At 72.5% G+C, this 22638-nt stretch carries 17 protein-coding genes; 8 read left to right on the top strand and 9 right to left on the bottom strand.

Going from position 1 to position 22638, the window contains the following annotated elements:
- Positions 1–7 precede the first annotated feature (7 nt).
- Complete coding sequence (locus WME85_RS17395; protein WP_437839661.1) at positions 8–1762, bottom strand: hypothetical protein; 1755 nt, start codon at positions 1760–1762, stop codon at positions 8–10.
- 294 nt (positions 1763–2056) lie between these two features.
- The gene (locus WME85_RS17390; RefSeq protein ID WP_437310456.1) at positions 2057–2902 is read right to left on the bottom strand and encodes an SDR family NAD(P)-dependent oxidoreductase; all 846 of its coding nucleotides are present in this window, start codon (positions 2900–2902) and stop codon (positions 2057–2059) included.
- A gap of 235 nt (positions 2903–3137) precedes the next feature.
- On the opposite strand from WME85_RS17390, the gene WME85_RS17385 reads away from it, so the two are divergent.
- Positions 3138–3932: a J domain-containing protein gene (locus WME85_RS17385; RefSeq protein ID WP_437839660.1), complete on the top strand. Its 795-nt coding sequence runs from the start codon at positions 3138–3140 to the stop codon at positions 3930–3932.
- Between the two features lie 3 nt (positions 3933–3935).
- Here the strand turns inward: WME85_RS17385 and WME85_RS17380 are convergent, their stop codons facing one another.
- Positions 3936–4670 (bottom strand): OAM dimerization domain-containing protein, encoded by a 735-nt coding sequence (locus WME85_RS17380; RefSeq protein WP_437310454.1) that lies wholly within the window; start codon positions 4668–4670, stop codon positions 3936–3938.
- 389 nt (positions 4671–5059) lie between these two features.
- Complete coding sequence (locus WME85_RS17375; RefSeq protein WP_437839659.1) at positions 5060–6604, bottom strand: lysine 5,6-aminomutase subunit alpha; 1545 nt, start codon at positions 6602–6604, stop codon at positions 5060–5062.
- A 194-nt stretch (positions 6605–6798) separates the two neighbouring features.
- Here WME85_RS17375 and WME85_RS17370 point away from each other — a divergent pair, with 194 nt between their 5' ends.
- The 4 genes from WME85_RS17370 (at position 6799) to WME85_RS17355 (ending at position 11688) form a co-directional block, all read left to right on the top strand.
- Positions 6799–7386 (top strand): FxsA family protein, encoded by a 588-nt coding sequence (locus tag WME85_RS17370; RefSeq protein WP_437839658.1) that lies wholly within the window; start codon positions 6799–6801, stop codon positions 7384–7386.
- A gap of 502 nt (positions 7387–7888) precedes the next feature.
- On the top strand, positions 7889–8404 hold the full coding sequence (locus tag WME85_RS17365; protein ID WP_437310451.1) for an NUDIX hydrolase: 516 nt from the start codon (positions 7889–7891) through the stop codon (positions 8402–8404).
- 274 nt (positions 8405–8678) lie between these two features.
- Positions 8679–9362, top strand: a complete 684-nt coding sequence (locus tag WME85_RS17360; protein ID WP_437839657.1) for an oxidoreductase — start codon at positions 8679–8681, stop codon at positions 9360–9362.
- 217 nt (positions 9363–9579) lie between these two features.
- Complete coding sequence (locus WME85_RS17355) at positions 9580–11688, top strand: RecQ family ATP-dependent DNA helicase (RefSeq protein WP_437839656.1); 2109 nt, start codon at positions 9580–9582, stop codon at positions 11686–11688.
- A gap of 139 nt (positions 11689–11827) precedes the next feature.
- Here the strand turns inward: WME85_RS17355 and WME85_RS17350 are convergent, their stop codons facing one another.
- The 4 genes from WME85_RS17350 to WME85_RS17335 all read right to left on the bottom strand — a co-directional run bounded on the left by WME85_RS17350 (position 11828) and on the right by WME85_RS17335 (position 16719).
- The gene (locus WME85_RS17350) at positions 11828–12040 is read right to left on the bottom strand and encodes a hypothetical protein (RefSeq protein WP_437839655.1); all 213 of its coding nucleotides are present in this window, start codon (positions 12038–12040) and stop codon (positions 11828–11830) included.
- A 599-nt stretch (positions 12041–12639) separates the two neighbouring features.
- Entirely contained in the window at positions 12640–13695 is a 1056-nt protein-coding gene (locus WME85_RS17345) for a tyrosine/phenylalanine carboxypeptidase domain-containing protein (protein WP_437839654.1), read from the bottom strand.
- Between the two features lie 174 nt (positions 13696–13869).
- Complete coding sequence (locus tag WME85_RS17340; protein ID WP_437310446.1) at positions 13870–15189, bottom strand: PhoH family protein; 1320 nt, start codon at positions 15187–15189, stop codon at positions 13870–13872.
- 168 nt (positions 15190–15357) lie between these two features.
- Entirely contained in the window at positions 15358–16719 is a 1362-nt protein-coding gene (locus WME85_RS17335; RefSeq protein ID WP_437310445.1) for a sigma-54-dependent transcriptional regulator, read from the bottom strand.
- A 460-nt stretch (positions 16720–17179) separates the two neighbouring features.
- Here WME85_RS17335 and WME85_RS17330 point away from each other — a divergent pair, with 460 nt between their 5' ends.
- The 3 genes from WME85_RS17330 (at position 17180) to WME85_RS17320 (ending at position 20581) form a co-directional block, all read left to right on the top strand.
- A complete protein-coding gene (locus WME85_RS17330) occupies positions 17180–18859 on the top strand; it encodes an aminotransferase class I/II-fold pyridoxal phosphate-dependent enzyme (RefSeq protein ID WP_437839653.1) in 1680 nt (559 codons plus the stop codon).
- A gap of 206 nt (positions 18860–19065) precedes the next feature.
- The gene (locus WME85_RS17325) at positions 19066–19800 is read left to right on the top strand and encodes a glutathione S-transferase family protein (RefSeq protein WP_437839652.1); all 735 of its coding nucleotides are present in this window, start codon (positions 19066–19068) and stop codon (positions 19798–19800) included.
- A gap of 73 nt (positions 19801–19873) precedes the next feature.
- Positions 19874–20581: a hypothetical protein gene (locus WME85_RS17320; RefSeq protein ID WP_437839651.1), complete on the top strand. Its 708-nt coding sequence runs from the start codon at positions 19874–19876 to the stop codon at positions 20579–20581.
- 43 nt (positions 20582–20624) lie between these two features.
- Here the strand turns inward: WME85_RS17320 and WME85_RS17315 are convergent, their stop codons facing one another.
- On the bottom strand, positions 20625–22229 hold the full coding sequence (locus WME85_RS17315) for an alpha-amylase family glycosyl hydrolase (RefSeq protein WP_437839650.1): 1605 nt from the start codon (positions 22227–22229) through the stop codon (positions 20625–20627).
- Between the last annotated feature and the right edge of the window lie 409 nt (positions 22230–22638).

Genomic DNA, 22638 nt, shown 5'->3' with positions numbered 1-22638 from the left:
CCGGGACCTACCGCCGGAGCGGGAGCAGCGGTCCGGACGGCGTCATGGTCTTCTCGTCGCCCGGCACCGGCCGCGGCGCCCTGCGCACCGGCGCTGGCTCGACCGGGGCGCCTTCGGACGGCGTCTTCAGCAGGAAGGGGCGGGCGTTGCGGGTGGAGCACGCGTCGTACGGATCCCGGTGGAACTCCCAGTGCAGGTACACGTTGCCGTCCGGCGACACGATCGCGTCCGGCGCCTTTCCGAACGGCGACGCGCGGTGCACCGAGCTCAGCGCGACGATGTCGAACGCCGTCATCCCGCTCGGCCGCGTGACGCCGAGGCGAACGATGCTGCCGTTGTCCTTGTTCAGCACGATCTCGAGGTGCGTCACCCGGTTCTGGTTGAACGCGTGCCCGGCGGGCAAGCTCTCGAGCGACGCCAGGAACTCCTCCGCGAAGATCGGGTGGAGCCGGTTGTGGATCATGTTGATGTACGTCGCGAACGGCACCCGCGCGGCGTTGAGCGAGGTCTGGTTGCCCGGCTTGACCGAGGGGTCGTAGTTCTCGATCGCGGCGCGCCACTTCTTCCACTTGTCCGTCGTCTCCCACGAGCCCCGGTGCGCGCTCTTGCGGGACGCGCCGTCCGAGGCGCGCTCCGCCCTGAGCTTCTCGTTGCCCACGGCCGCCTGCACGCCGGCCATGTTCAGGTTGAGGTTGGGCCCGCCGGGGATCCCCGGCGCGCCGAGGCCGATCGAGCCGACGCGGACCGGGCTCTGGTAGGGCTGCGGCGTGGCCTTCTTGCCGGCGACGCGGCTCTTGCCGTCGCCGCCCGGGTTCGCCGGATTCAGCGTGTAGCCGCCTTGGGCGCTGTCGACGACCTCGGGGGACGCCGGGCCCGAGCCTCCGGCGGCGCCCTTCTCCGGCGCCGGCATGGCGGGAGGCGCCTGCGCGACGCGACCGCCGCCGCTCGCGCCCGGCACGCTCGGGGGCGGCGCCGACCGAGCGGGCGTCTGCGCCGGAGACGCCGGGCTGTGGTGCTCCGCGCTCTCGCTCTCGGGGTTCTTCTCACCGGGCGCGTGCTTCTCGTTGCCGGCCCGCTCCTCGCTGTGGCCGCTGTGATCGTGGTCGCTGTCGCCGACCTTGTCCTTCGGCCCCATCGGGCCCGACGGGGTGCCGGGCGTCGGCGCGGGATCGTCCTGATCCTTCGACCGGATCTGCGCCATGGTCTCCTCGGCGACCTTGTTGGCGTCGTCCGCGATCCGGTTCGCCTCGGGGTTGTCCTCCTGGTCCTTCTGGACGTGCTGGCGAACGGCGATCCGGCGATCCGCCGGCGGCAGCGGCGGCGGCGGGGGCGCCGGCTGGACCGGCACGACCTTGGCCACCTCTTCCTTCGGCGGCTCCGGCTTCGGCGGCGGGGGAGGAGGCGCCTTCTCGCGGGTCGGCGCCGGCTTCGGCGGCGGGGCCTTCGCCACCTTGACCGGCTCGGGCTTCGGCGGATCGGGCGGCGTGGTCCTGTCCGGCTCGCTCTCCGCCGCGGCGTCCGACGGTCGCTCCGGCGGCGCGAGCGGGGTGGGCGGCGGCGTGGGCGCCACACCGTCGGTCAGCACCTCGAACGTCATGTCGCCCGGCCGCAGGCCCTCGCGCACCGCGTGGACCATCTGACGGAGCTGGGCCCGGTCCTCGATGACCTGCGCCACCTCGACCGCGCCGCCGCCGCCCGCCATGTGCGCCACGATCGCCGCGCAGATCCACAGGGCGAGCGGGATGTGGGCTTCGCGCGACATGGTGCTCAGCGCCCCCGCGCTGCAGAGGCCGCACCGCGCGACGGGGCGCAGCCGTAACAGCAGCGAACGACGGTCACCGGTGGCACCTCCAGACTCCGCGTGAACGACCTGCTCGAACAGTACGCCGATGCGCCAATCGCACCCAGGAAGCGGTTCGAACCTAGCATCCGGGGATCAGCACAGCAACGGTCGGCGCGCGCGGAGCCCCCTCGCGTCCGTCGCGTCCGCCACAGCCGCCTCCCGCTCCGGCCGACGCGCCGGCGAGGCCGCACCGCCGGCGCGCCGGCGCTGCCATCACAGCTTGTTGATCGCGTCCCAGTGGTCGGCGATCTCCTGCGCGGTCCAGATGCCGCCCTCGTCCTTGAACTTCCCGGGGCTCTGGACGACCTTGTAAATGTACATCTGCGCGCCGGCGACGGCGAGGACGTTGCCGGTCCGGTCGGCGCACAGGTCGGACGCGAGGAACAGCGCCGCGGGCGCCACGTGCGCCGGCGTGAGCGTGTCGCCGGCGGACTGGAACATGGGCAGATCCTCCGTCATGCGCGTCTTGGCGATGGGCGCGACCGCGTTGACCGTGATCCGTTGCTTCTGCAGCTCGATCGCGGCGGTGCGCGTGAGGCCGTAGATGCCGGCCTTGGCAGCGGCGTAGTTGGCCTGTCCGAAGTTGCCGAGCATCCCCGAGACGCTCGTTGTGTTGACGATCCGCCCTCCCCCGCCCTGCGCGATCATCTGCTTCGCGGCGGCCTGCGTGCACAGGAACGTGCCCTTCAGGTGAACGGCGACGACCGCGTCCCACATCCCCTCATCCATCTTGAGGAGCGTCTTGTCGCGGAGGATTCCCGCGTTGTTGACCAGGATGTCGACCCTGCCGAACGCGTCGACCGCCGCCTTCACGATCCTCGCCGCCCCCTCGGGGGTGGTCACGCTGTCGAAGCTCGGCGCGGCCTGCCCGCCCGCGGCCCGGATCTCCTCCGCGACCTGGGCCGCCATCGCGTCGCTCGAGCCCGACCCGTCGCGCGCGCCGCCGAGATCGTTGACGACGACCTTCGCGCCCTCGCGGGCGAAGAGCAGCGCCTCCTCGCGGCCGATCCCGCCGCCGGCCCCCGTGATGATCGCGACCTTTCCGTCGAGCAAGCCCATCGCAGATTCCTCCTGATCCGCGCGCCGGCGCGGTGCGCCGGGCCGTTTTCGCGCGGAGCTTCGCACACCGGGCCTCGGCCAGGGCGCACATTCGTGCGCGCAAATCCGCCATCGTGCGCGCGGGCGGGCCCTACCAGTCCCGTCCACGCCGCGCGCCGAGCCCACGGCGCCGGCGCGCCGAGCCCGCCGCTGCTTCTTTGCCCGATCGCGGGCGGCGGTGCTAACGCCGCGTTCGATGCAACTGCCCAGCCGCCTCTCCACATCGACCCTGGGAGACCTGCTCGGCGCGCTGCACCGTGAGAGGACGACCGGGCTCCTCGAGCTCTGCGAGCTCCGGACGCCGACCGGCTCCACGGTGCCCGGCCGCCAGCACCGGATCCAGCTCTTCTCCGGCCTCGTGACGGCCGTCGAGACGCCGCTGCAGGTCCCCCGCCTCGGCGAGATCCTCGCGCAGGACGGCTCCGCGCCCGGGCCCTCGATCCAGCGGCTCGCGTCGCTCGTCGCCGCGCACCGGGGGCGCCGGACCGGCGAGGTGCTCGTGGCCGCCGGGCTCATCCCGGAGAGCGCGGTCGAGCGTGCGCTCCGGATCCAGCTCCGCGCCCGCCTCGAGGCGCTCTTCGCCATCGAGGAGGCGACCATCTGCTTCCACACCGCGAGGCCGCTCGCCGGGTCGCTGCGGCAGACGGGCCCGCTCGCGCCGAGCGATTTCCTCCACGGCCGCCCGCGCGCGCGGGATCGCCACCGGCGCGTCGCGAGCGCGGGCGCCGCCCGGAGCGCCTCGACGGGCGCGCCGCCGCGGGGCGCCTCGACGGGCGCGCCGCGCGCCGCCCGCGTGGACGAGCCGCGCCGCCGCGCGCTCGAGGTGCTCGGCCTGCGCGAGGGCGCGACCGAGGCCGAGATCCGCCGCGCCTTCCGCCGCATGGCCGCGGTCCTGCACCCCGACCGCGGCGCCGGGCAGCCCGGCGAGCACGCCCGGCGCACCGCGCGCTTCGCCGAGCTCTCGGCCGCCTACCACCTGCTGGTCGCCTGATCGCTACGCCCTGCCCACGAGCCGCTCGACGAGGAACGACGCCACCGTGATCGGCTTCGTGCCCGGGCCGAAGCCGGCGTCGAAGCCGAGCTCGACGGCGAGGTTGTGATCGATGCGCGGGCCGCCCAGCAGCAGGATCACCTTGTCCCGGAAGCCCTGCCGTGTCGCCATCTCGATGAGCGCCGCCGCGTTCTCCTTGTGGCAGTTCCGCTGCGTGATCACCTGAGAGACGAGGATGGCGTCGGCGCCGAGCGCCTTGGCCTTCTCGCAGAGCTCGGCGTTCTCGACCTGGGCGCCGAGGTTGTGGGCGTCGAAGCACTTGAAGCTCTCGAGCCCCTTCTCTCCGGCGAACCCCTTGTAGTTCAGGATCGCGTCGATGCCCACGGTGTGCGCGTCGCTGCCGGTGCAGGCGCCGACCACGACGATCTTGCGGCCGAGCTTCTTCGCCTGGGCCTCGATCTGGTCGCGCGTGAGCGGCTGGGCGGCGAGCTCCTCAACCTCGATGTCGGAGATGTCCACCCCGTGCTGGGAGTGTCCGTAGACGACGAAGTAGGTGTGCTCCCGGCTGGCCTGCTCCATGGCCGTGACCAGCGGCTCGCGCAGGCCGTGCGCCTCGGCGAAGCGCTTCGCCGCCTCTCGCGCGCGGTCGCCCGGCAGGACGCGGAGCGTGAACGACATCTGGACCATCCCGTCGCCCTCGCGATCGCCATATGCACGCAGGATGTTTCGCTGTGTCATGCTCACCTCTGTCTCCAGGGGAAGGCGCCGATACCCCCATCGACAGTAGCGCCTGGCGGCCTCGCGTGGCTAGGGCCATCGCATGATCGCGGGCGCGCGCAGAGGCGCGCCAGACCGGGAAGAACGTCTTTCGAAGACCTCAGTGAGTTGGCTTTCGAGAGCGGCTCGCGCGCGATGTTGGCAAAAGCCTGGCAAAAGCCTGGCAAAAGCGCCCATCCAGCGCGGCGCCCGGACGAGAGAGGGACAATCCGCCAGGACGCCAGGAGCGCCAGAGATCTCGCTTCCTGACGACTCATGGCAAATGGCGCGCCTGCCGACGCCCGCCGCCTCGGCGGGATCCCTTCCGTTCCCGTCGATCTGGCTCGTCAGCGCGGAAAAGGCCGGGCGGTCTACGGCCGCTCCAGCACCTCGAGGATCGGGTTCAGGTACTCCGGGTGCCGGACCACGACCCCCGAGTACCCCTTCCCGCCTGTGCGCGTCCGCTTCACGTCGCCGAACGCCCCGCGGCCGATCGCGTCCCAGAGGGTCTCCCGCTCGACCTCGCGCAAGAGCGCGTGCGCCTTGTCGAGGACCTCGCGGGCGCGCGACTCGACGATGCCGCCCGGCTTCCACTGGATCTCGTCGCCGAGGTGCCGCGCCGCCGTGAAGATGTAGCGGGCGCTCTTCAGCGAGAGATACCGATCCATGAGGAGCGGTGTGTGGACGGCCTCGCTGAACATCCCGAGCAGCTCGATCGACTGGCCCGTCGTGATCCCGACCAGGTTGAACATGGCGTCGTGGACGTGGCTGTGGAAGATGTCCCCTGTCTTGAACTTGGTGGGCGGCATCCACTTGATCGGGTGGCGATCGAAGATCTGCCGGACGAGCTGGGCCTGGGCGAGCTCGAACAGGAGGCTGTCCTCGAGCCAGGGGTTGATCTCGAACGCGTGGCCGAGGCCCATCTGCTCCTCGCGGAGGCCCGCGCGCCTGGCGAACGCCTCGTTGATGAACTGCGACGCGAGGACCGTGTGGGCCTTCTCGACCGCGTCGGCGGTCGTGAGGTAGTTGTCTTCTCCCGTGTTGATGACGATCCCGCTCCTCGCGATGATCCTGCGGGAGAAGTACTGATCGATGAACGTCCGCTGCATGTTGATGTCGCGGAACAGGATCCCGTACATCGCGTCGTTGAGCAGCATGTCGAGCCGCTCGACCGCCGCCATCCAGGCGATCTCGCTCATGCACAGGCCGGACGAGTAGTTCGTCTGCGCGAGGTAGGTGCCTGTGTCGCGGGTCGCCTCGTCGGTGGCGCGGCGGATGATCCTGAAGTTCTCCTGGGTCGCGTACGTGCCGCCGTACCCCTCGGTGGTCGGCCCCTCGGGGACGTAGTCGAGGAGGGACTGCGCCGTCGCGCGGATCACGGCGACGATGTCGGCGCCAGCGAAGCCGGCGGCCTTGGCCTGCACGGCGTCGTCATAGATGTTGCCGGTCGCGACGATGACGTACTTGAGCGGCGCGACGCCGACCCGGTGCGCCGCCTTGTTGGCCTCGCGCTCGTCACGGGCCCTGTCGATGCGGGCGATCGCCTCCCGCGTCGCCGCCTCGAGCGCGCCGCGCGCCTCGCCCACGGACGGGCCCGGACCGAGCTCGGCCGCCTCGCTGAACGCCAGCATCTCGGCCGCCTCCTGCACGGACGCGGCGCCCTCGCACAGCGCCCGGCCGAGGTGGTACGCCACGCCGCGGCCTGCCTGCCCCGCCTTGTGGATGCGATCGACCAGCGCGTTCGCGAGCGGCGTCCCCTCGGCGTCCGCGCCGACCACGCCGTAGGCGCGGGCCACGGTGCGCTCGACCCCCACCGTGGTGTGGCGGTCGATGAAGCGCTGCACCTCGTCGGCGATGTCGGAGGCAAATGCGCGGCACGCCTCCACTTTTTCCTGCTCCACCGGGACAGTCGTCATGGATTTCTCCGGGACAGGCGGTCTTAGCGCACTCTCACCGCGGCCGGTACTCCGGCGCGGGATCCGCGGCAGAGCGGCCGACCGCGAGAAGGCCGGCGGGCCGTGTCGCGGCGCGGCGGCGCGGCGGCGCGGCGCCGCGGCGACGGCCGGCGCGACGACGTGCGCCGCGCGGCGGGCGGCGCTAGACGGGGGTCATGGGCAAGCTCATCCTGCTCTTCTCGGTGGTTCCGATCGTGGAGCTCTGGCTGCTTCTCTCGATCGGCGATGTCATCGGCTTCTGGCCCACCGTCGCGATCGCGCTCGGAACAGCGATCCTCGGGGCGGCGCTCGGCAAGCGCGAGGGGCTCAAGGTGCTCGCCGCCTGGCGGGGCGCGATGACCGAGGGACGCATCCCGGACGAGGGGCTCACGGGTGGGCTGCTCGTGCTCCTCGGGGCGGCGCTGCTCATCACGCCGGGCGTGCTGACCGATGTGGCGGGGCTGCTGCTCCTGTTCCCGCCCGCGCGCCGCCGGATCGCGGCGGCGGTGCGGGAGCGGCTCGAGCGGCGGGTGGTCGCGGCGAGCGCCGCCGGCTTCGGCGGACAGGGCCCGAGCCCCGGCGCTTTCTTCAGCATGCGGGTCATCGACTTCGGCGGCGGGCCGTTCGGCGAGCACCCCGGCGGCCGCGCCGGCGCGTCCCGAGGACAGCCAGCGGCCGGCCAGGTCATCGACGTCGAGGCGGAGGTGACCGAGGACGACGAGCGCGGCCGGCCGGCACCGAAGGTCCGACAGCTGCCCCGCTGACACGCCGATGACACCGGTCGCTCGGCGAGCCCATGTGCGCTCGCCCGCCCGGCGAGCCCATGTGCGCTCGCCCGGTCCGGGGCATCAACGACTCTCGCCCAGCACGCCCGAACACCTGCGTCAGGAGCTCGCGAAACACGCGAGCAACAACGCAAGTTGATGATTCACGCTCGGGCTGCACGAATGAAACGACAATGAAACAGAGCCCATTGTAGGCTCTTCAACGTCGTCGGAGCGGTCCGACATGACAGGAGGAACGGCATGAAGATCTGAGCCTGCTCCCCGTGACGCGACAACGCACAACGCACCCAACGCAACACCCTATGCTAGATCCAACTCGAACCGTGATCCCATCGACCGAACCGCGCCGCTCGGAGAGCGGCACGAAGACCGGCTCTGGCGCGACGTCCAGCCCTGAACAGCTCCCGCGCCCTCGCCGGAACGGGCGGCGCGCGGCGATGAGCCAGCGGCCCCACCGCATGCCCGCGGGGAGGGTGGACCGATGAGGCTCATCCGATCCATGGCCGGCTGGCTGCTCGGGTATGTCGACCCGAGGGAGCCGATCGGCAGCTCGCTCATCAACGCCATTTCCAGGCTCCCGATCCACCTCGCCGCGGACGCCGTGTGCCTCCGGAAGAACGCGGACTCCGGCGCCCTCGAGGTGCTCCTGACCCAGCGCGGAGCGTCGGAGTCGGAGCCCGGAGCGTGGGGCTGCCCCGGGAGCGTGCTGTCGCCGGGCGAGCAGCCCGAGCACGTCCTCGATCGGGTCGGGATGGCGATCTCCGACTTCACGTTCATCGGGGATTACTTCTCGGCCGCCGCGCGCGGCTGGATGCTGTCCCGGGTCCACCAGGCGAAGCTCGCCGAGGTCCCGGCCACGGGCACCTGGTGGCCCGTCGAGCAGCTGCCGCACAACACGGTTCCCAAGCATCGGGAGCAGGTCATCCCGATGGCCGTCAAGGCGTTCCACGCCCAGCGTACGAAGATCTCGCACAAGGCCAGCGCCGCGCCCGCGTGAGCCGCGCGCCGCGCCGCCCCCGCGCTCTGCAGCGCGCGACGGCTCTGCCGTCCCGGCTGCACGCCCCAGCGCGCTTTGCGCGCGGTGAACCACAGACAATGTAGAGTCCGAGCGCACGAGGAAAGGAGGCGTGGGAGTCCAGCTCAGCCCGCCCGCCCGCGCCACGCGCGGACGGCCGCTATCGATCGGGCGCTGCTTCGGTTACGCTGCGCGGTAGGACTGTGGATCTCCGCGGCGGCGCGCTCCGCGGGTGATTCCGCAGCAACAGGAGCTCATGACGGTCGACAAGACAGCTCTCATCGTGGGAGGAACAGGCCTCGTCGGCGGCCATTGCTTGCGCCTCCTCGTGCAGCAGCCCGCGTACGGGCGGGTCATCGCCCTGCTGCGCCGCCCCGCCCCGATCGAGGATCCGCGGCTCTCCCAGCGCATCGTCGACTTCGACGAGCTGGACGGCGCCGAGTTCGCCGGGGTGACCGACGTGTTCTGTGCCCTCGGGACGACGATCGCCAAGGCCGGGTCCGAAGAGGCCTTTTACCAGATCGACTATCGCTACCCGATCACCGTCGCCCGGCTCGCCGAGAAGGCGGGGGTGAAGCAGTTCGTCCTCGTCTCGTCCGTCGGCGCCGATCCGCGCTCGACCAGCTTCTACCTGCGCGTGAAGGGCGAGCTCGAGCAGGAGCTCTCCGCCGCGAGCTTCGCGTCGGTCCACGTCCTGCGCCCGAGCCTGCTGCTCGGCGAGCGGGGCGAGGCCAGGAAGGGTGAGGCCATCGGCGTCGCGGCGGCGCAGACGCTCCGCTTCACGATGAAGGGCGGCCTGCGCAGGTACCGCCCGATCGACGCGAGGACCGTCGCCGGGGCGATGGTCGCGGCCGCGCTCCAGGGGAGCCCCGGTCGCCACGTCTATCACTTCGACGACATGGAAACGCTGGCCAAGGGCATCGGCGTCGTGCAGGCCTGATCGCCGCCCGCGGGCCGGACACCGCCCGGCCGGGCCCCCGACGAGGATGGGGCCGGGCCGCGCAGGCCCCGCGCCGCGCCGGGCGCCCGCGCCGGCGGTGGCTGCGCCGCCATGGCGCCGCCACCGCCGGCGCGACGCAAGCGCGCGGAAGTGCTAGGGCTCGCGGCGGGCACGGCGCTCGCTCGAGGCCGCCGCCATGGTCTTCGCGGAGCCCCCCTTGTCGAATCTGACCGAGCGCCTCGCCCCCTCGCTGCTGCGCCCCCCCGAGAGCTCGCCGCCGTCGATCGACGCCGTGCTCGCGGACCGGTTCGGCATCGCCGCGTTCCGGCCGTGGCAGCGCGAGGCGATCGACGCCCTGCTCGGGGGCGCTGGCCGCGTCCTCGTCGTCGCGCCGACCGGCGGCGGCAAATCGCTCTGCTACCAGCTCCCGGCCGTCGCCCTGCCCGGCACGACGCTCGTCCTGAGCCCGCTCATCTCCCTGATGGAAGATCAGGTGCGCGCGCTCGATGCGCGGGGCATCCCCGCCACGTTCGTCGCGTCCAGCCTCTCGCGCGAGGAGAACGGCCGGCGCCTCGCCGCCCTGCGCCGCGGCGAGTACAAGCTCGTCTACGCCGCGCCCGAGCGCCTCGCCCTCGACGGCTTCCTCGAGGCGCTCGCCGCGAGCCGGCTCTCGCTCGTCGCCGTCGACGAGGCGCACTGCATCGTCCAGTGGGGTCACGACTTCCGGCCCGACTACCTGCGCATCGGCGCCGCCATCGCGCGGCTCCGCCCACCTCGGGTCCTCGCCTGCACCGCGACCGCGACCCCCGACGCGCGCGACGAGATCATCCGCCGGCTCGGCTGGCCGCTGGCGTCGTCCAACGCCGATGCCGGCGCCGACGCGGTCGAGGACGGGCGCGGGTCCGAAGAGCCGCCGCCCAAGGTCATCCTGCGCGGGTTCGCCCGGCCCAACCTCCACCTGCAGGTCTCGGCGGTGGACGGCCCGCGCGAGGCCGGGCGCCGCACGGCGCGCGCGCTGCTGGACGCCCTCGGCGATCCCGGGCGGCCCCGCGGCGCGGGCATCGTGTACGCCGCGACCCGCAAGGGAGCGGAGCGCCTCGCCGAAGCGCTCCGCGACGCCGGCTGGAACGCGGAGGCGTACCACGCCGGCCTCGCCCCCGAGTCGCGCGCCCGCCTGTCTGCCGGCTTCGCCGATCGCAGCCTCTCCGTCGTCGTGGCCACGAACGCCTTCGGGATGGGGATCGACCGCCCCGATGTCCGCCTGGTCGTGCACGCCCAGCCGCCGTCGTCGATCGAGGCCTACTACCAGGAGGTCGGACGCGCCGGCCGCGACGGCGATCCGGCCCGCGGCCTCCTGCTGTTCGCGCCCGCGGACATCGCGCTGCGCCGCCGGCTCTGCCAGCTCGGCGAGGGGGGCGTCGAGGCGAACGCCGACGACGCCGCGCGCGCGTGGGGGCTCTTCCGCGAGCTGCTCCGCTACATCGACGCCGCGACGTGCCGGCACGACTTCATCCTCCGCTACTTCGGGGACGAGGCCGAGTCGCTCGGCGGCTGCGGCCACTGCGACGTCTGCCTCGAGGTGGACGCGCTCGAGGCGAGCGACCCGGCCGCGCTCGCCCGCGACAACGACCTCGTGCGCCGCGCGCTGGCCGGCGTCGCCCGGGCGAAGGGCGGCGCCGGGATGCAGGCGATCGCGTCGATGCTCGTCGGCGACTCGAACGAGCGCGTCCGCCGCATGGGGCTCGACCGGCTCTCCACGTTCGGCGTCCTCGATGGGAAGAGCCACGACGAGGCCATGTCGATCCTGCGCGTCCTGCTCGCCAACGCGTGGATCGATCTCACCACCGGCGAGTTCCCCGTCCCCCTCGTCACGCCGGCGGGCTGGCGCGTGATGCGCGGCGAGGTGCCCACGCGGGTGCGGCTGCCGGTTCCCGCCGCGCGCCGGAGGCCGCTGCGCCGTGCGGCGCCGGGCCCAGCGGCCGCCGTGCGGTCCTCCGGGACGACGGCGGCGCCCTCCGCGCCGGCGCGCGCCGCCCCGGCGGCCGCGGGGGGAGCCTCGTCGGCAGCGCGGGCGGAGCCCGGCGCGGAGCTCGAGGAGCAGGACGCGCCGCTGTTCGAGGCGCTCCGCGCCCACAGGGCCGCGCTCGCCAAGGAGAAATCGCTGCCCGCTTACGTCATCGCGCACGACCGGACGCTCCGCGAGATCGCGCGGATCCGGCCCGCGTCGCTCGACGATCTCGCGCTCGCGCGGGGCATGGGGCAGGCGAAGATCTCGAGCTACGGGGAGGGCATCCTCCGCGTCGTGCGGGAGTTCTCGGGCCCGTGAGCGCCGGAGGAGCGCGCGGGCGCGGCCGGTCGCTGGATCTGTCCGGGTGCACACCAGGAGAGGCGCGAAGGCGCGGGGGAATGTTCGAGGCGCTCTCCCCGTCTCCGCGCCGCCCTGCTCAGCGCCGCGTGGTCCTCGTTCAGGCGTGACCCGCGACGCGGAGCTCCGCGATGAGCTGGCCGTCCAGGCTGACGAACGTCGTGAGCCGGCCCTCGACGTTGATGAACACGTCGAGCATCACGCCAGCGCCCAGGTCGACGACGTGAAGGTCGTCCTTGAGGAGCACCGTGGGGGCCTCACCGCCCCGCGGCGCCCGTCTCGGCCTCCTCTCCATGACCTTCTTCGAGTTCATGTCCCCCTCCGTCCGTTGACCCCACCGCGCCGGGCCCTCCGGGAGCCGGCTCCGCGGCGCGCTGTCGACCGGATCGCGCCCCCGCGCGCGGGACGACCTGCTTCCCGACGGACACGACAAGCGCGTTCCGTGCCGCGCTCGCACGGCTGAAGTGATCCTTCCCTTCACGCAGCATCCTTTCGCTCCGCTCACGAACCGGTGGTCCTCCATTTCACCGGATGGGCTCGACGGGAAGGTGTGAAGTTCAGGGGACGGCCGGAATTTTCTTCCGGGTTTCCCATCCTCCCGCTCGAACCAGGCAACCGAGGTCGCCAGCTCACCACAGCTCACCGCAACCACGGTCGGCTCCCCTCAACCTGGGACGGCCGCTGCTCTCTCAACCTGGGTCGGTCACCTCAACCTGGGTCGGGCACCTCAACCTGGGTCGGGCACCTCAACCTGGGTCGGGCACCTCAACCTGGGTCGGTCACCCCAACCTGGGTCGGTCACCTCAACCTGGGTCGGGCACCTCAACCTGGGTCGGGCACCTCAACCTGGGTCGGGCACCTCAACCTGGGTCGGTCACCCCAACCTGGGTCGGGCACCTCAACCTGGGTCAGTCAGCTCACCCCCGCCCAGGACGAAAGCGACGCTGCCGCGCTCACGGAGACCCTGCCCGAGGCGAGCACCTGGCCGAGCGCCGGCTGCGCCAGGAGCAGCGCCTCGACGCGCAGCAACGCCGGCAGGTAGACCACCTCCCGCGCCAGACCGCCGCCCCGGTGGACCCGCGCCGCGATGCGCAGGGCGTCCCCGGTCGAGCGCGCCCCGCGCACCTCGAGCAGCCGCGCGGTCTCGACGAAGCCGGCGCCACGCTCGACGCTCCGCGCGGCCAGGTGGCGCAGCCCGAGCTCGGTCCGGCGCGCGCCGACCAGGTAGCCCGCGGCGCGCTCGCGCGCGAGCGCCCACCCCTCCTGATCGTCGCCGCCGTGCGCCGTCCCGATCAAGAAGATCCCGAGCGGGAGCCCCGCGGCGCGCACCCCCGGCGCCGCGTGCCCCTCGATCTCGTGGAGCACCGTGCGCTCCACGTCGTCGCGCGTCAGCATGCGCCCCCTCGCGATCTGGATCACCCCGTCGCCCGTCGCGGCGAGCGGCGCGATGTCGGCGATCACCACCCGGAGCGGCAAGCGCCGCGCCCCGATCTCGCGCCGCATTCGCGACACGAGCGACCCGGGCGACCGCGCGTCATCGCTCCGCACCCGCGCCTCCTCGCTCGCCGCCGCGCCAGCCGCCTCCTCGACCCAGGTCGCGGCGAGCGCGTCCGCCTCCTCGTCGAACGCGTCGCGCGCGGCGTAGCGACGGCGTGCCGCGGCCCAGCACCCCACCCCGCCCGCGGCCTCGCAGATCGCGGCCTCCGCCGCGAGCTCTCGCGCGCGCCCGGCGTACACGGCGCCGAGCTCCCCCTGCCCCGCGAGCCGCTCGGCGGCCGTCTCCATCGCCCTCCGGAGCTCGCTGTGATCCTGCGCCGGCGCGTAGGCGAAGCGCGGGAGCTCGGCGCCCCCCCGCCCCCACGCGGCGGCGAGCCGCGCGAGCTCCTCGACCAGGTTCACCGGCGTGCTCGCGCCGACCACGCGGATCCGCCGCGCCGCGGCGCCGAGGAGCCGATCGGCGTCCGGCACCCAGGCCGGCGGCGCCGCCTGCTCCGCCGATCTAACCCGAGGACGCCGCGCCACGGCCCTCCGCTCCCTTCCCTCGCGCTTCACCTCCGCTCGCCCCGCCCCTGCTCGCCCCACCCCTGCTCGCCCCACCCCTGCTCGCCCCACGATCGCGCCGCGCCCCCGGCGCCGCCCGCCTCAGAGCAGGTTCGCCGCGAGCTCCGCGAGCTCGCTGCGCTCGCCCTTCGCGAGCACCACGTGCCCCGCGATGCGCTCGCGCCTGAACCGCTCCGCCACCACGAGCAGGCCGTTCGACGCGTGGTCCACGTACGGATTGTCGATCTGCTGCGGATCGCCGGTCAGCACGATCTTCGTCCCCTCGCCGCACCGCGTGATGATCGTCTTCACCTCGTGCGGGGTGAGGTTCTGCGCCTCGTCCACGATGAGGTACTGGTGCGGCAGGCTGCGCCCGCGGATGTACGTCAGCGGCTCGACCTGGATCCGCCCGCTCTCCAGGAGCTCCACGAAGCCGCGCGCGTCGCGCCCCGGCTTCGTGCCGCCGTTCGAGAAGAGGAACTCGAGGTTGTCGAAGATCGGCTGCATCCACGGGTTCAGCTTCTCGTCCACGTCGCCCGGAAGGAAGCCCAGATCGCGCCCGAGCGGCATGATCGGCCGGCTCACGAGCAGCCGGCTGTACGCGTTGTCCTCCGTCGTGCGCTTGAGCGCCGCCGCGAGCGCCAGGAGCGTCTTGCCCGTCCCCGCCTTGCCGATCAGCGTGATCAGCCGGACCGAATCGTCGAGCAGGAGGTCGAGCGCGAAGGCCTGCTCCTTGTTCCGCGGCCGGACCCCCATCACCCCCTCCCGCCCGACGCGCAGCGCGACGATCTGCCCGCGCGCCGCGTCGAAGCGGCCGAGCGCCGTGTGGCTCGGCGCCCCCGCGTCGCGGAGGAGCACCGCCGAATTCGGCAGGAGTTCCGCGAGGTTGGCGCCGGCGAGGAAGCCGTTCTGGAAGAACGCGTCGACCTCGGCGCCGGGCACCTCGAGCTCCACCACCGACTGCTCGATGGCCGGGTCGTTCACCCGCTGGTTCTCGTACGTCTCCGCCGGGATCCGGAGCGCGTCGGCCCGGATCCGCAGGTTCGTGTCCATCGTCACGAAGATGGTCGGCCGATCCTTGTGCCGGTCGCGGATGTCGATCGCGGTCTGCAGGATGGCGCTGTCCTGTGAGCCCGACTCCAGCCCCACGAGCAGCTCCGGCCGCCGCTCCGGGATCGCGATCCGCAGCGTGCCGCCGCTCTCGAGGAGCACGCCCGTCGCGAGCGTCCCGGCGCCGCGGACGTCGTCGAGCAGCCGGGCGATGGTCCTCGCGTTGCGCCCGCGCTCGGAGCCCTCCCGCTTGAACTGGTCGATCTCCTCGATCGCGTAGATCGGGATGATGACGTCGTTGTCCTCGAACTTGAAGATCGCGTGGGGGTCGTGGAGCAGGACGTTCGCGTCGAGAACGTAATTCTTCTTCATGGGGGAGCGCGACGACGTACCCCCCTGAAGCGACGGGCGCAAGGGACCTGTTGTGTCGCCCTCCGAGGATGTCGTCACCCGTCCATCGACGGGAGCCATCCCGGACATCGGAGGAAATATCGACCTTCGACTCGGCCGGATCGCCGTGCCCTGGACGCCGCGCGCGCGTCAGAGATCGATCCGGTAGTCCTTGATCTTGTAGAGCAGCGCACGATGGCTGATCTCGAGCACCTCGGCCGCCTTGGTCCGGTTGCCCTTGGTTTTCTGGAGCGCGCGCCGGATGAGGATCTCCTCGATCACGCGCGACGTCTTCTTGATCGACAGCTCTCCGCTCGTCAGCTGCATCTGGATCGGGTCGCGCGCCTCGCGGATGCGCTCCGGCAGGTCGGCCTCGCCGATCCGCTCGCCCTCGCAGAGCACCATCGCGCGCTCGACGGTGTTCTCCAGCTCCCGGACGTTCCCGGGCCACCGGTACTCCAGGAGCAGCCGGCGCGCCTCGGGCTCGAAGCCGCGGATGTTCATGCCGAAGCGCGCGTTGTTCCTCGCGAGGAAGTGGTCGAGGAGGATCGGGATGTCCTCGCGCCGCTCCCGGAGCGGGGGGATCGCGATCGGCAGCACGTTGATCCGGTAGAAGAGGTCCTCGCGGAACCGGCCGGCCTGCGTCTCGGCCGACAGGTCGCGGTGGGTCGCCGCGAGGATGCGGACGTCGACCTTGATGTCCCGGTTGTCCCCCAGGCGGCGGATCGTCTCCTCCTGGAGCACCCGGAGCAGCTTCACCTGCAGCGACAGCGGCAGCTCGCCGATCTCGTCGAGCAGCAGCGTGCCGTGGTTCGCCTGCTCGAACAGCCCCGCCCTGTCGTTCATCGCGTCGGTGAACGCGCCCCGCTTGTACCCGAAGAGCTCGCTCTCCAGGAGGCTCTCCGGGATGGCGCCGCAGTTGACCGCCACGAACGGCCCGCCGCGCCGGCCGGACCGCCGGTGGATCGCCCGGGCCACGAGCTCCTTGCCAACGCCGCTCTCGCCCGTGATGAGCGCCGTGGTCTTGTACTCGGCCACCTTCGCGATCGTCTTGAAGATCGCCTGCATCGGCGGGCTCTTCGCGAGGATCTCCTCGAAGAAGTTCTCCCGCCGGATCTCCTGGCGCAGGGCGCGGTTCTCGCGGCGGAGCGCCTCCCGCTCCTCGGCCTTGCGGAGCGTGAGCAGCACCTCCTCGGCCTTGAACGGCTTCTGGATGTAGTCGTAAGCGCCCGCCTTCATCGCCTCGATCGCGAGGTCGACGTTGCCGTACGCGCTCATCACGATGACCGTGGCCTCGTTCCCCTTGGCCTTCAGCGTCGCCAGGAGGTCGAGCCCGCCCATCCTGGGCATCCGGACGTCGGTGAGGATGACATCGGGCCCGAACGTCTCGACCATCGCGAGCGCCTCCTCGCCGCTCGAGACCGCCTCGACCTCATAGCCGTCCCGCTTGAGGAAGGTGCGCACCACGAGGCGCAGGTTTTCTTCGTCGTCAACGACTAGGACACGGCGCATAGACCCTGAAAACTTTTCCTACACCGGCGCCCATCACTCCGCAACGAGTTGCGCCTCAGCCGATGCCGCGGTGCGCCCATCTGCGGGGAGTCGGGCCCGGGTGCGGGGTGCGCGGGGCGCTCGGGCGGAGCGCTCGGGCGGGACGCGCCGTGCGCGGCGCGCGGGCGGGCTCTGCGAAGGTGGCCGCGCACCGCGCGAAGCCCGCTGCGCGACGCGGGATGCGGGGATGCGGCGCCGTCGACGCGCGCGCGGCCCGCTGCGCGACGCGGGCCGCGCGCGCGTCGACGGCGCCGCGCGGCGATCGCGAGGGGGTCTGTCCGGCGAGGCTGTGGCAGTTGACGCAGGTCGCGCAGGCTGCTTTAGCGGCGACGCGCACCGGGTGCGAGCTGGGCCGCGCGGCCCGGCGCGGCTTTCGCAGGCAGTACCGCATCCCTTAACAGATCGCGTGAGGAGCCAGGGCATGAGCATGAAGGATCGTCTGGTCGACCAAGCAAAGAAGCTCGCCTCGTCGGGCAGGGTCGTCCGTGTCGTCAGCAACGATCGCGTGATGCGGCTCGCCACCGGGGTCATGGATGCGAAGAACCGCCTGCGCGCCGCCCGGGAGCGGGCCGCGGAGGCGTGGGACATCCTGCTGAACGGGCACGCGCTCCCGAACATCGACCCGGCGCTCGACGACGAGGCCGGCGTCCACGGGGCGGCCCCGGCCCGCGCGGCGTCCCCCCGGCCCGCCGCGGGCGGCGCGGGGCTGTCGACCGTGGAGGAGGCCGTCAGCAGCAGCAAGGCGCCGCCCGCGTCCGCCCGCGCGCACGTGAACGGCGTCGGGACGAACGGCGCGGGCGCGAACGGCGCCGCCAACGGCGCGGGCACCTACGTCGCGGCGGCGGCCGAGCAGCAGCTCGCGACCCAGATGGCGTCGCGGACGTCGCTGGCGCGGATCGGCGGGCGCGACGTGTTCGAGAAGGCGTACAAGTTCATGACCGCGGACAACGCCCGCGCCATGGGGGTCTACCCCTTCTTCCGCCCGCTCGACTTCAATAACGGCCCCGAGGCGCAGCTCGAGGGCCGCACCGTCACCATGCTCGGCTCGAACAACTACCTCGGGCTGACGACCCACCCGAAGGTGCGAGAGGCCGCGAAGAAGGCGATCGACAAGTACGGCACGAGCATGACCGGCTCGCGGCTCGTGAACGGGTCGATGCGCCTCCACAACGAGCTCGAGGAGAAGCTCGCCGCCTACCACGGCAAGGAGGCGGGGCTCGTCTTCACGACGGGCTACCAGGTCAACATCGCCACCATCTCGGCGCTCCTCAGCAACAAGCGGAGCGTCGCGATGATCGACAAGGACGATCACGCGTCGATCTACGACGGCGTGCGGCTCGCGCAGGCGGCCGGCGCCCGGATGGTGCGGTACAAGCACAGCGACCCGGCGGCGCTCGACAGCGCGCTCTCCGAGATCACCGACACCGAGGGCGCCCTCGTGATCACCGACGGCGTCTTCAGCGCCCAGGGCGAGATCGCGAGCCTGCCGGGGATCGTCGAGGTGGTGAAGAAGCACAAGGCGCGGCTCCTCGTCGACGACGCGCACGCCCTCGGCGTCATCGGCCCGGGCGGCCGCGGCACCGCGGCGCACTTCGGCCTCGGCAAGGAGGTAGACCTCATCGGCGGCACCTTCTCGAAGTCGCTCGCCTCGATCGGCGGCTGGCTCGTCGGTGAGCGCAAGGTGCTCGATTACATTCAGCATTTCGCCTACAGCTTCCTCTTCGCGGCGAGCGCGGCGCCGCCCTGCGTCGCCGCCGCCATGGCCGCGCTCGAGGTCATGCAGGAGGAGCCCTGGCGGCAGGAGAAGCTCCGCGAGAACTTCACCTACATGCGCACCGAGCTGCAGCGGCTCGGCTTCGAGCTCGGCAAGACCGAGACGGCCGTGATCCCCATCTACATCCGCGACGACCTCAAGACCGTGATGATGTGGAAGTCGCTCCTCGACGACTACGCGCTCTACGTGAACCCGTTCATCACCCCCGGCGTCCCGCCCAAGCAGCAGGTGCTCCGCACGAGCTACATGGCGACCCACGAGCGCAAGCACCTCGATCACGCCCTCGAGGCGTTCGAGAAGGTCGGCAAAAAGTTCGGCGTCATCTGAGCGGCGGTCACCCGCTGCGGATACGGGCCCATCTCGACGTTTTCGGTGCTCAGCGCACTGGAGTGCGCCTGCGCGCCGAAAACGCCGATCTGGACCCGTCTCCTGTGCGGGTGACCGCCGCTCTGGATGCGCGCGCGCGGCGGGGGTGGCGGCCGGTCTCGGCAGGAGCGCTCCGCCCCTCGACCCGCCCATGGTATCGGGGAGCGATGACGATCGTCCTCCATCGCTTCCCGCTCAGTCACTACTCCGAGAAGGCCCGGGCCGCGCTCGACTTCAAGGGGCTTGAGTACCGGATCGTGGAGCACCGGCCCGGCCTCGAGCAGCTCGCGATCTACCGCCTCTCCGGCCAGCGCAAGCTCCCCGTGATCGAGCACGACGGCAAGGTCGTCGCCGACTCCACCGAGATCGCCCTCTACCTGGAGCGCACCTTCCCCGAGGGGCGGCGCCTGCTGCCCGAGGAGCCCAGCAAGCGGCTCGAGGTCCTCGCCCTCGAGGCGCAGCTCGACGACACGCTCGGCAAGGTCGGGCCGCGCGTCTGGCTCCGGCACGCGCTCCGCGACGAGCAGTACCTCGACGCCATGGGCGCCGCCACGTCGCCGCTCTTCAGCGCCGGGCTCCGCGCCATGGCCGCCGTCCTCCCGCTGGCCGAGCAGCAGGTCGGGGCCATCGAGCGGCGGTTCGACGAGGCGGAGCGCACCCTGCGCGCCACCCTCGACGACCTCTGCGTCCGCCTCGAAGCCTCGAAGTACCTCGTCGGCGACGAGCCGTCGCTCGCCGACATCGCCGCCGTCGGCCTCGTGCACTTCTTCAAGTTCCCGCCGTCGAAGCACCTCTTCAAGCCGGGGGTCGCGGGCGCCGCCGTGCGCAGCATCGCCGAGCACCCCGATCTCGCGGCCTTCTTCGACTTCCGGGACCGGTTCTACCGCGACTACCTCCAGTGAGTGAGCGGGCGCCGCGGCGCCGTGGCGCCATGGGGGTTTGCGCCCCGCCGCGGCCGTGGTGAGCTGGGCTGTCATGGATCTTCGACCGTTCGTGCAAGGCGTCGCCTCGGCGCTGGGTCCCGCGCTCCGCTCGTTCTTCCTGACCGCCGCGACCATGTCGCTCCTGGCCGTCGGCCTCGCTGGCGCCTCGTACGCGATCGCGGCGGACGGCTCGGCCCTGCGCGGGGCGCTGGCGGCCGTCGTGGCGCTCGCGCTCTGCGCCGTGCTCGGCTTCACGCTGTCGTGGAAGCGCGCGCTCGGCACCGGCATCCTGGAGGTCGTGCGGGCGAGGCGCGTCGGCGGGACGCTCGTGGCCGCGGTGTTCGAGCGGCTGCTCGGCGTCTCCGAGCTGGCCGAGGCGGGCGCGCGCGGCGGGCGGGTGGCGCAGGCGGTGGAGCGCGTGCCGCTCAACGACGCGGTGAAGCGGCTGCGCCTCGCGGTGATCCACCGGGTGCAGGCGGCGCCGCAGGGCGGCGGCCTGCGGGGGCTCTTGCGCCGCAAGATCGAGGCGCGGCTGCTCGGGATCATCGAGACGCTGACGCTCGCGCGCTTCCGGGACGAGGCCAACCAGAAGGGGGGCATCGACCTGCTCAAGGTGCGGGACGAGCTCGCGCAGGGGGTGGACGGCCTCGTCACGGACCAGATCGAGGGGACGCTGCTGAAGATGACGCTGCTCCTCGTCGGGGCCGCCGCGCTCGCGTCGCTCGGCGCGGCCGCGGGGATCCAGTACATCCCGCTCTGAGCGAGGGCAGAGGCGCCTCCCTCCGAGCGGGGCGGCGTCCCTCTCAGGCCTGCGCGCCGGCCACCTCGGCGATCAACCCCTCGTCCGGGCCCAGCTCCGTTATCGCCTCCAGCCGCTCCCCCGCCCGATCGAGGCCCGTGGCCAGCAGGACGCGCCCTCCGGCGACGCCGCCCGGGAGCTCCAGCCGGCGGGGGTGCGAGGAGAGGTTGAGCACGACGACGAGCCGGCGGCCCGCGTGCGCTCGCTCGTAGGCGAGCAGGTCCTCCCCCGCGGCGAGCGGGGCGTAGCTGCCGATGGCGAGCGCCGGCTCCGCCCGCCGGAGGGCGATGAGGGCGCGGTAGAGCGACAGGATCGAGCGCGGGTCTTCGCGCAGCGCCTCGACGTTGGTGCGGCCGGCGTCCGGCGCGAGCGGCAGCCACGGCGCCCCGGTCGTGAAGCCGCTGTTCGCGCCGCCGTCCCACTGCATGGGCGTGCGCTCCGGATCCCGCCCGACGCCGAGGCCGGGCACGTTCTTCTCGAACGGGTCCTGCACCTGCTCGGGCGCGATCGGGACATCGCTCATCCCGATCTCGTCGCCGTAGTAGAGCGTCGGGGTGCCCCGGAGCGTGAGGAGCAGCATCGCCGCGACGCGGGCCTGGGCGGCGCCGATGCGGCTCCTGATGCGGGGCTTGTCGTGGTTGCCGAGCACCCAGTTCGGCCACGCGCCCGGCGGCAGCGCCGCCTCGTACTCCCGCACGACCTCCGCGATCGCCCGCGCGCTCCACGGCGCGCCGATGAGGTGGAAGTTGAAGGGCAGGTGCATGCCGGACAGGTCCTGTCCGTAGTAGGCCATCAGCCGATCGAAAGGCAGGTAGGCCTCGCCGATCAGCACCCGATCGTCGTACTCGTCGAGGACGCGGCGCATGGCGGCCACGGCCTCGTGTACCTCCGGGCGGTCGGTCGTGTACAGCCGGAGGAGCTTCCGGTGCGGCGGCATGCCGGGCTTCCAGTGGGGGTTCGGCGGGTTGTCCCGGAGCTCGCTGTCCTTGATGAGATGGTGAATGGTGTCCACGCGGAAGCCATCCACGCCGCGGTCGAGCCAGAAGCGCAGCACCTCGAGCATCGCGGCGCGAACCTCGGGGTTGCGCCAGTCGAGGTCCGGCTGCTCCTTCAGGTACGCGTGATAGTAATACTGGCCTGTCGCGGCGTCCCACTCCCACGCAGGGCCCCCGAACTCGCTCTGCCAGTTCGTGGGGGGACCGCCGTCAGGCGCCGGATCGCGCCAGATGTACCAGCCGCGCTTCGCGCTGGCGTGCGACGCGCGGGACTCGAGGAACCACGGGTGTCGATCGGAGGTGTGGTTCGGCACGAAGTCCAGGATGACCCTGAGACCGGCCCCGTGCGCGTCGTGCACGAGCGCGTCGAGCTCGTCCAGCGTGCCGAAGCGGGGATCGACGCCGCGGTAGTCCGACACGTCGTAACCGAAGTCGGCCATGGGCGATGTGTAGATGGGAGAGACCCAGATCGCGTCGACGCCGAGCCACGCCAGGTAGTCGAGGCGGGACCGGATCCCGCGAAGATCGCCGACGCCATCGCCGTTCGAGTCCATGAACGAGCGGGGGTAGATCTGATAGACAATCCCCTGCTGCCACCAGCGTGCATCCAGCATGTCGCGCGCTCCGTCCGAAGCTGTTGCGGCGCGACGATAGCACGCGACGCCGGCGGCACCGAGCGCCCTCCCCCCCAGCGCGGCGCGCGGCGGGCTCGGCAGGAAGGCGGACCGGCGCGTCCCCGGAGAGAGCCCGAGAGCGCCCTCGCGAGCGCGGGTCGGCAGCGAACCTCGCCGCGCTCGCGCGAACCGCCGCGGCAGCGCGGAGCGCCGCCGTCATCGCGGAGCGCCGCCGTCACCGCGGAGCGCCGCGCCACCACGCGCGCGTGACGCAGGCCACGTTCAGCACATCCGCCGGGCGGCGCTCCCGTCAGGGCCGCCGCCCGCGGTGGGCGCCGTGCGCGTCGGGCGGGCGAGCGCGCCGCGGCTCCTTGGCCGCGAGCGCGGCGGCATCTCTCACGCCCCTGCA

This window comes from Sorangium sp. So ce1153, assembly GCF_051521595.1.
Lineage (GTDB): Bacteria > Myxococcota_A > Polyangia > Polyangiales > Polyangiaceae > Sorangium.
This window is presented reverse-complemented; position numbering and strand designations above follow the sequence as displayed.

Bases quoted from the DNA above. Each gene is read 5' to 3' on its own strand.
- WME85_RS17330 (WP_437839653.1), top strand. From the start codon at position 17,180: ATGAGCATGAAGGATCGTCTGGTCGACCAAGCAAAGAAGCTCGCCTCG.
- WME85_RS17315 (WP_437839650.1), bottom strand. From the start codon at position 22,229: ATGCTGGATGCACGCTGGTGGCAGCAGGGGATTGTCTATCAGATCTAC.
- WME85_RS17385 (WP_437839660.1), top strand. From the start codon at position 3,138: ATGCAACTGCCCAGCCGCCTCTCCACATCGACCCTGGGAGACCTGCTC.
- WME85_RS17370 (WP_437839658.1), top strand. From the start codon at position 6,799: ATGGGCAAGCTCATCCTGCTCTTCTCGGTGGTTCCGATCGTGGAGCTC.
- WME85_RS17395 (WP_437839661.1), bottom strand. From the start codon at position 1,762: ATGTCGCGCGAAGCCCACATCCCGCTCGCCCTGTGGATCTGCGCGGCG.
- WME85_RS17365 (WP_437310451.1), top strand. From the start codon at position 7,889: ATGAGGCTCATCCGATCCATGGCCGGCTGGCTGCTCGGGTATGTCGAC.
- WME85_RS17360 (WP_437839657.1), top strand. From the start codon at position 8,679: ATGACGGTCGACAAGACAGCTCTCATCGTGGGAGGAACAGGCCTCGTC.
- WME85_RS17390 (WP_437310456.1), bottom strand. From the start codon at position 2,902: ATGGGCTTGCTCGACGGAAAGGTCGCGATCATCACGGGGGCCGGCGGC.
- WME85_RS17325 (WP_437839652.1), top strand. From the start codon at position 19,066: ATGACGATCGTCCTCCATCGCTTCCCGCTCAGTCACTACTCCGAGAAG.
- WME85_RS17350 (WP_437839655.1), bottom strand. From the start codon at position 12,040: ATGAACTCGAAGAAGGTCATGGAGAGGAGGCCGAGACGGGCGCCGCGG.
- WME85_RS17380 (WP_437310454.1), bottom strand. From the start codon at position 4,670: ATGACACAGCGAAACATCCTGCGTGCATATGGCGATCGCGAGGGCGAC.
- WME85_RS17335 (WP_437310445.1), bottom strand. From the start codon at position 16,719: ATGCGCCGTGTCCTAGTCGTTGACGACGAAGAAAACCTGCGCCTCGTG.
- WME85_RS17320 (WP_437839651.1), top strand. From the start codon at position 19,874: ATGGATCTTCGACCGTTCGTGCAAGGCGTCGCCTCGGCGCTGGGTCCC.
- WME85_RS17340 (WP_437310446.1), bottom strand. From the start codon at position 15,189: ATGAAGAAGAATTACGTTCTCGACGCGAACGTCCTGCTCCACGACCCC.
- WME85_RS17375 (WP_437839659.1), bottom strand. From the start codon at position 6,604: ATGACGACTGTCCCGGTGGAGCAGGAAAAAGTGGAGGCGTGCCGCGCA.